The organism is Microtetraspora glauca (genome assembly GCF_040656155.1).
GTDB classification, from domain to species: domain Bacteria; phylum Actinomycetota; class Actinomycetes; order Streptosporangiales; family Streptosporangiaceae; genus Microtetraspora; species Microtetraspora glauca.
Map to the genome: position 1 here is coordinate 273,032 of NZ_JBFALK010000011.1, position 10,108 is coordinate 283,139.

Annotated in this window: 7 protein-coding genes; 1 reads left to right on the plus strand and 6 read right to left on the minus strand. The window is 71.2% G+C overall.

From position 1 onward, the window contains the following. Positions 1–77 precede the first annotated feature (77 nt). From AB0I59_RS21550 to AB0I59_RS21570, 5 genes are read right to left on the minus strand one after another with little or no spacing between them, the layout of a single operon-like run. Positions 78–1,520 (minus strand): aldehyde dehydrogenase family protein, encoded by a 1,443-nt coding sequence (locus AB0I59_RS21550; protein ID WP_358135286.1) that lies wholly within the window; start codon positions 1,518–1,520, stop codon positions 78–80. Further along, on the minus strand, positions 1,517–2,653 hold the full coding sequence (locus AB0I59_RS21555; RefSeq protein ID WP_358135289.1) for an FAD-dependent oxidoreductase: 1,137 nt from the start codon (positions 2,651–2,653) through the stop codon (positions 1,517–1,519). The genes AB0I59_RS21550 and AB0I59_RS21555 overlap by 4 nt, the downstream gene beginning before the upstream one ends. Continuing rightward, entirely contained in the window at positions 2,650–4,086 is a 1,437-nt protein-coding gene (locus tag AB0I59_RS21560) for an aldehyde dehydrogenase family protein (protein ID WP_358135291.1), read from the minus strand. The genes AB0I59_RS21555 and AB0I59_RS21560 overlap by 4 nt, the downstream gene beginning before the upstream one ends. Positions 4,087–4,118: 32 nt before the next feature. Then, the gene (locus tag AB0I59_RS21565) at positions 4,119–5,390 is read right to left on the minus strand and encodes an acyl-CoA dehydrogenase family protein (protein WP_358135294.1); all 1,272 of its coding nucleotides are present in this window, start codon (positions 5,388–5,390) and stop codon (positions 4,119–4,121) included. Beyond that, the gene (locus AB0I59_RS21570) at positions 5,387–5,896 is read right to left on the minus strand and encodes a flavin reductase family protein (protein WP_358135297.1); all 510 of its coding nucleotides are present in this window, start codon (positions 5,894–5,896) and stop codon (positions 5,387–5,389) included. The genes AB0I59_RS21565 and AB0I59_RS21570 overlap by 4 nt, the downstream gene beginning before the upstream one ends. Before the next feature lie 138 nt (positions 5,897–6,034). On the opposite strand from AB0I59_RS21570, the gene AB0I59_RS21575 reads away from it, so the two are divergent. Continuing rightward, positions 6,035–6,820 (plus strand): IclR family transcriptional regulator, encoded by a 786-nt coding sequence (locus AB0I59_RS21575; protein WP_061258851.1) that lies wholly within the window; start codon positions 6,035–6,037, stop codon positions 6,818–6,820. 438 nt (positions 6,821–7,258) lie between these two features. Here the strand turns inward: AB0I59_RS21575 and AB0I59_RS21580 are convergent. Beyond that, on the minus strand, positions 7,259–10,108 hold a 2,850-nt coding region (locus AB0I59_RS21580), incomplete at its 5' end, for an HNH endonuclease signature motif containing protein (RefSeq protein WP_358135300.1).

Sequence of the window (10,108 nt, forward strand, 5' to 3'; positions counted from 1 at the left end):
CACCCACTGGCGCCGTCAGGGCCCGGAGCGTTCCGCGCGGCGTGGAGATGGGGCGCGGAGGTGGGCGCGGAGGCGGGTCAGCCGGGGTAGGCGCCCGCGGCCATGCCTGTACCGCCGGGACGGAAGGCGGCGGGGGCGTGGACGACCGCAGGGTGGACGTACTCCAACAGGCCCTCCTCGCTGTACTCGCGGCCGTAGCCGCTGCGCTTGATCCCGCCGAAGGGCGCGCGCAGGGACATCCCGGTGCGGTTGTGCGTGTTGACGAAGACGAATCCGGCCTCCAGCCGGTCCGCCAGCGCGAAGGCGCGCTCCTCGTCGGCGGACCAGACGGAGGCCCCGAGACCCAGTTCGCTCGCGTTGGCGCGGGTCAGGACCTCTTCCTCGCCGTCGTAGACCAGGAGGGGCACGAGCGGGCCGAACTGCTCCGCGGCCACGAGGGGGGCGTCATCGTCCAGACCCACGACGAGACGCGGAGTCACGAAATATCCAGACAGCGGATCATGTCCGGGAGCGTTCCGTCCCAGCGGCACCGCCGTGCCGCCACCCGACGCCGCGAGGAGCGCGCGTATCCTGGCGGCGGCACCGGCCGAGATGACCGGTCCCATCGTGACCCGCGGATCGAGCGGGTCGCCGACGACGAGGATCCGTTCCGCCGCCGCGACGTACGCCTCGGTGAACTCCGCGACCCGAGCGCGCGGGACGTACAGGCGTTTGGCGGCCATGCAGACCTGACCGCTGGTCGCGAAGGACGCCATGACCAGCCGCTCATAGTCGGCGTCGGCCAACGCGAAGTCCGGGAGGAAGACCGCAGGGTCGTTGCCGCCCAGCTCCAGGACCGAGGGCGTGATCATCGCCCCGGCCGTCGCCGCGATCTCCCGCCCGGCCGCGTCGCCGCCGGTGAAGGCGACCTTGCGAACCAGCGGGTGGCCGACCAGCGCCCGGCCGGTCTCGGCGCCGCCGTGGACGACCTGTACCGCCGGCAGCAGCGAGACGATCTCCGTGATCGCGAGCGGGGCCAGCGGCGAGGGTTTGAGCACGACCGTGTTGCCCGCCACCAGCGCGGGCCCGAGCTTGAGCAGCGCCAGGATGACCGGCGCGTTCCACGGGGTGATGCAGCCCACCACCCCGTACGGCTTGCGCCGCACCACCAGCCGCCCGGCGGCGTCGTCGATCTCCGTGGGCGCGAGGGTGACCGGGGCGCGGTCGCAGACCCAGCGCAGGAAGGCGACCGCGAAGCCGATCTCGCCGCGGCAGTCGGCCAGAGGCTTGCCGGACTCGCGGGCCAGCAGCGTGGCCAACTCCTCCGACCGGGCGGAGACGGCCTCGGCGGCCCCCAGCAGTGCGGTGATCCGCTCCGTGATCGGGATCCTCGACCACTCGCGAAACGCGTCGTCCGCCCGGCGGACCGCCGAGTCCACCGCGGCCGGTTCCGTGGCCGGCACGCATCCCACGAGCTCGCCGGACCGAGCCGGATTCTCCCTGGCGATCACGGGGGCGCTCCCCGGTGATGTGGTGCTCACGCGGTCTCGCGCAGCGAGGAGATCAGGCACGCGCGAAGCAGATGGGTCCGGGCCGCGTGTGGGTCGGCGGCCAGGTTCCGCAGCTCCGCGTGGTGCGCCGCCGGGTCGGCCGAGCGCAGCTTCTCCCAGGTGCCATGGCTCATCGGGCGGACATGGTTGAGCGCCACCTCACGCCTCCTGGACGCGGCGGCGTCGAGCGCGTCGTCGTCGTCCGCCAGGAGCGCGGTGGCGACGGCGACCGCGTCGTGGATGCCGCTGTTCATGCCCAGGCCGCCGAGCGGGTTGTTGACATGGGCGGCGTCGCCGGCCAGGAGCACCCGGCCGTGCCGGAAGCGGGCGGCGATCCGCTGGTGGACCCGGTAGATGGAGGCGTGGGCGACCTTCCAGTCACGGCCGGGGTCGGCTATGGCGCGCAGCCGCGCGGGCAGGCGGGCCAGCTCGGCCGCGTCGGGCGTGTCGGACGGCGTGGGCAGCAGGACCCGCCAGTGGTCAGGGGTCCTGAGCAGCACGAGCCATTCCGCCGGATCGAACACGTAGTTGATCAGCTCGATCCCTGGGAGCAGCGGCTCCAGGTCCTCGTCGGCCGAGGCGACCAGGAAGCGTTCGGGATAGGTCAGGCCTTCGAAGGGGATGCCGAGCGCGTGGCGTACCGCCGAGTGGGCGCCGTCGGCGCCGATCAGCCAGTCGCCGGTGAACGTGTCGCCCGCGGTGGTGGCGGTCACCTCGTCCGCGTGGACGGCCAGCGATCGGACCTCTCTCCCGAAAAGGACCTCGCCGCCGTGCCGTCGCAGGTGGTCCAGCAGGATCGGGGTGAGCTTGCTCTGTTCGCACTGGACCCTGAAAGGGTAGGGAGTGTCGCCCGAGAGGACGTCCATGTCCAGAGACGCGATCGGGCCCCCGGACCGATCGCGATACTGGAACGTGCGGGCGACCAGGCCTCTGGCGAGCAGCTCGTCCAGCACCTCCAGCTCGGCGAGCATCTCCAGCGTGGGCGGGTGGAAGGTGGACGCCCGTGACTCGGCCGCCAGTTCGGATCCGGCCTCCAGCACGGTTACCGGTACGCCGCCTCGCGCGAGGGCGAGCGCCGCGGTCAGCCCCACCGGCCCGGCGCCGGCCACCAGCACCCGTCTCATGGCCGCCTCCCGTGCAGGGCGAAGCCGCCCTCGACACCGACGACTCGGGCGTTGGTGAAGAACTGGAGCGTTTCGCGGGTGCCTTCTTCTCCCAGGCCAGACAGACCCCAGGCCGGGCGTGGGGTGAACAGGTCCAGGCTCATGACGCTGGAGCCGTTGACCTTCACCTCGCCCGCCCGGACACGCCGGGCGACAGCGAGCGACCGCTCCTCGTCCGTGCCCACGACGTACCCTTCCAGCCCGTACGGCGTGGCGTTGGCCAGCGCGACGGCCTCGTCCACGGTGTCGTAGGGGACGACGGCCGCGACCGGGCCGAATATCTCGTCGGTGAGATCGGTTCCGGTGAGCAGCGTGGGCGCGAGGAAGTTGCCGACCTCGGGCACGGTCCCGCACGGTAACGCCAGGCCGCCGGAGGCGGCGATCGCCTCGTTGACCCGTCGCAGGTGTACGGAGTGGATCAGGGGGCCGTAGTCGGTGGTCTCCTCCAGCGGGGGCCCCACACGCAGGGCGCGCAGGTGCTCGCCGACGGCCTCGACGATCTCGTCGAGGCGCTCACGGGGGACGATCAGGCGGCCCAGCGCCCGGCACCATTGGCCGTTGAGCGTGGTGAGCAGGTCCGTCGCGGCCCGCGCGGCGGTCCCGGTGTCGGCGTCGGGCATGACCACCAGGGGGTTGTTGCCGCCGAGTTCGAGCTGCACGGGGCGGAGCCCGGCGGCGCAGGCGGCCGCGACGGACCGCCCACCCGCCAGACCGCCGGTGAAGGAGACCGCGCGGACGCGCGGGTCCTCGACCAGCCGCCCACCGGTCCGCGGCCCGCCCTGGAGGCACTGGAAGACGCCCGGTGGGAGTACCTCGTGCAGAACCTGGGCGAGCAACTGGGAGCCGTAGGGTGCGTACTCGCTCACCTTGAGGAGCACCGGGCAGCCCGCGGCGAGCGCGCTGGCGACCTTGTGCGCGGCCATCGGCGCCGGGGCGTTCCACGGAACCAGGCATAGGGCGGGGCCGAGGGGCAGCCGGTGCACCTCCACGGCCCTCCCGTCCTCGCGGTCCCGTGTGCTGTGCAACCAGCCCTCGCGGAGCTGGGCGGCGGCGAGGCGGAACGAGCCGGAGACGATCGTTCCGAGTGGGGTGGTCTGCCGGATCGGCACCCCGGTGGCGAAGGACTCCAGCGCGACGATCTCCGCGATCCGCTTGTCCAGCGCTTCCGCGGCGGAATCGAGGAGTTCGGCCCGGCGCTCCGGAGGGGTGGCGGCCCATCGCGCCGCGTTGCCGTCGGCGGCGTCGAGGGCCGCCTCGATGCGCCCGGGAGCCGTCCCGAGTGCCCGGCCGGTGACTTCGCCGGTGGCCGGATCTTCGAGATCGAAGTCCAGATCCTCAGTGCAGTCGGCCCAGGTGCCGTCCACCAGGTCGCGGTGGGCAGGAATGTCGATCACGAATGCTCCACTATTGGACTCGATGTTCCCGATCATTCCCCGGAACGGGCAGCGGTGGTGAACAGCTCGTTCGCCTTGGCCTCCGTGATGATCTGGGCGGTCTCCAGCCTGCCCCGCTCGGCCGGGAACGTCATGACCAGTCCCATCGCGAGGTCGCGCAGCGCGCGGCCGACGACGCCGTTCATCATCGCCCCCGAGGTGCCACCGGCCTTGAACGCGATCAGCGCGACCTGGAAACAGGCCTCGGTGACCGAGCCCTTGCCGAGCCGCCACTGCGTGAACACCTCATGCTTCGGCTTCAGCGGGGGCTCGCTGGTCTCGAGCAGGAGCTGGTAGCGCAGCCAGAGGTACGCGGTCTCGAGCTGCTGGGTCATCTCGCCGATGAGTTGCTGGTGCAGCGGGGAGGACGCGATCGGCCTGCCGGTATCGGCGAAGGTCTTGCGGGTGAGCGTTTCGATGATGTGGTCGTAGGCGCTCTGCGCGGCCCCGGTGTAGACGGCCGAGATGGCGAGCTGGTTCCCCACGAAGCTGCCCCGGCTCATGGTGAGCATGCGGGTGAACGCGCCGGGGATCGTGAGCGCCTCCTCGGCGGGGATGAACACGCCGTTCAGCCGGATGCCGTTGTTGGCGCTGGCCCGCATGCCGAGGCCGTCCCAGGTGTCCCGAGCGCTCACGCCCTCCGCGTCGCGCGGAACGAAGAACGTGGCGAGGCCCTCGGCGGTTTCGTGCCCCTCCAGCTTGGCCGTGGTCAGGTAGTAGTCGGCGACGCCTGTCGCGCAGCCGAACGACTTCTCGCCGTCGAGGACCCAGCCGCCGTCGACCGGGCGAGCGGTGGTGGCGATCGTGATGTTGGCGGTCGAACTCTTCACCGACTCGGACGCGAAGTTGGCCAGCCAGGTGCCGCCGGCCATCCGGGTCAGCACCTTCTCGGCGAAGGCGCGGACGTTCGGCGCCTCCTCCTCGGTGAACAGCCCGGCCTCGATGGCCTCCAGCGGCAGCAGCCCGCGGGAGGCGCTGGTGTTGTGGAAGAAGAAGGCCAGCGCGGTGGAGGGGCAGGCCGTACCCATGGCGTAGGTGGCAGCGGCCAGATCGCGCAGCGTGCCGCCCAGCCCGCCGAACCTCTCCGGCACCACGAGGCCGAGTAGCCCGGCGTCGCGCAGCAGTCCGACGTGCGAGGCGGGGAACGTCGCCCGCATGTCGGACTCCTCCGCCATGGCCCGCAGCACGGGTAGCACGGACTCGACCCGGGCGGCGCGCTCCCGCTCGGCGTCGGTCATGTCCTCGACGAGTCGTTCGGCGATCATTGGATTACCCCCTGCATCATCGCGTTGCGGAGCTTGCAGAACGTGCGGGCGTGGTAGATGAGTGGCTCGGCCGAGCGCGGTGTGGCCGCGGCCTGCACCGTACCGAGGATGATCGTGTGGTCGCCGGCCTCGTGCCTGGCGGCCACCCGGCAGTCCAGCCAGCCGACCGCGTCCGCGAGGACCGGGGCGCCGGTCTGGGCGGTGTCCCACCGCTCCTGACCGAAGCGACCCGTGGTTCCCGACTTGTCCATGCCCGCGAACCGCCGCCCGATGGGCTCGTGGTCATGACCCAGGATGCTCACCGTGAAGATGTCGCTCTGCTCGATCAATCGCTGAGTGGTGCTCGTCGTCGTGAGACAGATCGAGATCAAGGGTGGGTCGAGCGCGACAGCGCTGAACGAGCTGGCCGTCATGCCGTGCCGCCTGCCCGAGTCGGTCATGGTGGCGACCACCACCACGCCACTCGCCCATCGGGCCAGCACCTCGCGCAGGAGGTTCGTGTCCACCGAGACTACCGCCGTTCCGCTGTAGGAAACGTTGTAACGCTGACGGTAACGAGGGGGGTTCTGGGTGTCAATGCGCTGGGGAGCCGCTGTCGCGACGAGGACCCGATAACCGTTTCGCACCGGGATACACTTGTTGCCATGTCTTCCGAGGAGCCGGAGAGCCAGAGCAGGTCCATCGCGGCGGTCGAGCGTGCGATGGATGTCCTTCTGCTGTTCGGGCGTAGCCCCCGTCCCGACCTTGGGGTGACCGAGATCGCCACTGAGCTCGGCCTGACGAAGGCGGCGGTGCACCGCATCCTCACCGCGCTGCGCAACCGCGAGCTCATCACCGTGGACCCGGCCAGCAGGCGTTACGCCCTCGGTCACGCGGCGATCGCCCTGGGGCGCGCCTACCTCGCGCGCACCGACCTGCGGCTCCTGGCCGCCGGCGAACTGCGCCGCCTGTCCGCCCAGACCGGCGAGACCGCCACCCTGTCGATCCGTCGCGGCGACACCCGGCTCTACGCCGAGCAGGTCGTGCCCAAGCAGGAGTTGCGGATGGAGGTCTCCCTCGGCATCCCGTACGCACTGCACGCGGGCAGCTCGTCCAAGGCGATCCTGGCCTTTCTGCCCGACGAGGAGATCGACGGCTACCTGGCCAGGCACCGCCTGGAGCGGGTCACCGACGCCACGATCACCGACCCCGAGAAGCTCAGAGCCGAGCTGGCCGAGACGCGCGCCAGGGGATACGCCACCTCGCTGGGGGAGCGCCAGGTGGGCGCCGCCTCCGTCGCCGCCCCGGTCTTCGACCACGACGGTCACGTGGTGGCGGCGATCAGCGTCTCAGGCCCGGTCACCCGGTTCGAGCCGCACATGGCCGACTGCGTCCGGCTGCTGCTCGACTCCGCGGCCCGGATCTCCGCACAACTCGGCCACTCCGATTAGGTCCTTTCTGACAGGTCAAGCCCTGCCCGATCGGTCATGCTGCCCGCGCCGTTCCCGCTCATCGTGAGTCTGCGTGGTCTGTTCGCACCCCCGTCGTTCCCGGTTGCTTTGCTGGTTCAGGTGGCTCCGCGCGCGGCTGTTTCATATGCGTCTCCATGCCACGGCCGTTCGGAGTGTGTTGGCCCGCATCGGGTTCAGCCGCTTCAGCCGCGTGCTGATCGCCCACACGGTGACCTCCTTCGTGGGCGCGGACGCCGTGCTGGGTGCCCCCTCCTCGCCAGATCCGGCCGCGATGGTGACGTCGCCGCCGCGCCTGAGGCCGGTCTCGGGTCAGCGCCCAGGGCATCCGTTGAGGCGCTCGCATCGCAACCTTCCCCGCCACGGGGCCGCTGGTCTGGTGCCCTACCGTCATCGGGACCGGCTCGGTATTCCACCGGTTCAGAAGGGTGGAATGTCCTCCCCATCGGGGTCGAGCGATGGGCCGGATGACGCCGCATCCTGTGGCGCGGGATCGGGTTCGGGGCGGGGTTCTTCCCACCAGGCGGGTTCATGGTTCCAGGTCGGCAGGAACGGGAGCTCTTCCTGGGAGGCTCCGGCAATGCTGCCCGCGCCGTACCCGCTGGACGCGAGCCCACGTGGGGCACGTGCGGCACTGGCGGTGGTCCAGCCGTTGGGGGCGAAGGGTTCGGGCATGGGTTCGATGATCGGTGGCGGCTCGGCCGGGTAGCGGTGGCCGGTCCGGCTGATCCAGGTCACATGTCCGGGGCTGGTCTGGATGACCTGCCAGCCGTTGTCGCGCAGGTCGTGGTCGTGCGCGCACGCGGTGGCGAGGTTGTGTTCGGTGGTGGGGCCGCCGTTCGCGTATTGGCGGGTGTGGTCCATCTCCGACCGGGTCGCCGGTGCTCGGCATCCGGGGTGGGAGCAGACTCTGTCGCGGATCTCGATCCGTCGCCGCAGCCCGGCTGTGGGGAACCGCCGCCGCTCATCCCCGGCAGCCTTCTCGCCGCCGGTGACCGTGTCCCGCGCAGCATGGGCTGTAGCACCATGATCCGTAGCACCGCGAGCCGTAACCCCGCGAGCCGTAACCCCGCGAGCCGTAGCACCGCGAGCTCCAGGATCAGCGGACCGGGCGTCAGCGAACTGGGCAGCGCCGAAGCCACTGGTGCTGCCGCCTTCGACGGTCGGGGTGACGACACTCGCGCTCTCACCGCCGCTGTCGCCCCCGGCGCCATCACCACCACCACCGCCATCACCGCCGCCACCGCCACCGCCGCCGCCACCGCCGCCACCGCCACCGCCGTGGAGGCTTCCGCTGCCGTCGGCGTTTCCATCCCCGTGGACGCTTCCGTTGCCGTGGCCGTTTCGAGGGCTGGATGGGGAGTGGGAGTTCTGCCCTGTGGCTTGGCCGTATTGGCGCATGATGTCGGCGATGACGGCGGCCCAGCCGCCCTGGGCGTAGATGTCGGCGTACAGCTCGTGCAGCAACGCCAGCGGGAGCTGGAGTTCGACGATCCCGCGACGGCGAACCGAACCACCACCCGGACCGCTCGCGGAGCCGGCCCCTGGAGGGGGTGTCGGATCGGCAAAGCGAGATGCGGGAAAGGTGTCCGGGTCGGTCGGATCGAATGCAGGAGGGGTGCCCGGGGCGGCCGGACGGGACGCAGAAGAGGTGCCTGGTTCGGCCGGGCGGAATGGCGGTGTGGGCGCTGGATCAGCCGGGTGGGGCGCAGGATCTGGTACCGGGTGGCGGGGCCACCCTGCGGGGCGGCGTCGGGTGATCCCGGCGTGGAGGAGGTGTCCCTGTTCGTCGCAGACGGCGAACCGCCATTCCCCGCCGATCTGTCGTTTGGCGAGTCTGCGAGCCAACTGCGCGTGGATGGGTCCCCATCCGGCGAGTTCGGCGGGCTGGTCGTCCAGGTGCATCAGGGTGGAGACCTGGACCCGTAGCTCACCGGCCGCGAACCCGACCGACCACGCCGCGCCGGCGGGCCCCGCTGCGCTGGGCGTAATGCCGTCTTTGGTCTCCGTGCTTCCCGTCATGGTGCCCGCACCTGACAGGCCCACCTGAAGGTTGCCGCTACCGGTCTCAGAGCCAGGGGCGGCGTTGGATTCGATCCCCGATCCGGGACCAGCATCGGGACCGGAACCCGGGGCGGGGCCGGCGGGGCCACCATCGCCATCGCCATCGCCATCGCCATCGCCAGGACCGGGACCGGGGTCGGGGTCGGGGCCGGGCGGACCCGCGTCAGGGTCGCTGTCGCGGGGCTCGGGGGTGCAGACGTCGCCGCCGTTGTCGAATGGACTGCGGGCACTCGCCTCGAAACAAGGAGCGTCGCTACCCCCGAGGGGATCTTTGACGCTCGCATTGGGGCCGAGGTCGCCGCCACCGGCGCCGCACGCGTCCGACGTATCGATGCCGTCGCCGTGATCGGATGGAGCGGAGGAGGTCGCGCTTGTGTCGGTGTGGGCAGCCCTGCCGTCGCCAGAGCCGTCCGGGTCACACGTATCGGTGCCGTCGCCATGGTCGGATGGAGCGGCGGGGGCCGCGCTGGCGTCGGTGTCGTCAGCCCGGCCGCCGCCACCCGAGCCGCACGCGTCATACACACCGATGCGGTTGCCGTGATCGGCGGGACCGGAGGAGGTCGCGCTGGCGTCGGTGTCGTCAGCCCGGCCGTCGCCAGAGCCGTCCGGGTCACACGTATCGATGCGGTTGCCGTGATCGGATGGAGCGGCGGGGGCCGCGCTGGCGTCGGTGTTGTCAGCCTGACCGTCGCCAGCGTCGGACGCGTCATAGGGGTCGGCGCCGTTGCTGTGATCGGCAGAGCCGGAAGTGCCCGCTCCGGTGACGGTGTCGTCAACGTCGCCGTTCTTCTCGCCGTTGGCGTGCTGGACGTCGTGGAGGCCGTCGGAGCGCCGGGTGTTCTCGGCGTCCCCAGTGTCGTCGGTGTCGTAGAGGTCGGTGCTGTCGTCGAGGTCGGTGACGTCGAAGGGATCGTCGGAGAGTTGGTCGTCGTAGTCGTCCTCGTCACCAGCCCGTGTGCGGGCGGCGTTGTCGAACAGGACGGCGATGATCTGATCGTCATCCAGGCCGGACATGCTGCCGTCCAGCAGGCCCAGGAACACATCCGCCCGCACCTGGTCGATCGGGGCGTGCAGGCCGGTCTTCTTCGCCCGCACCGCGATGGCGTCCACCCGGGCGATCGCGGCCGCCGCCTGATCCACCGGCAACTGCTGGCCGGTGATGCTCGCCGAGCCGTCGGCGTGCCGCACCCCGATCACCCGCCGCTG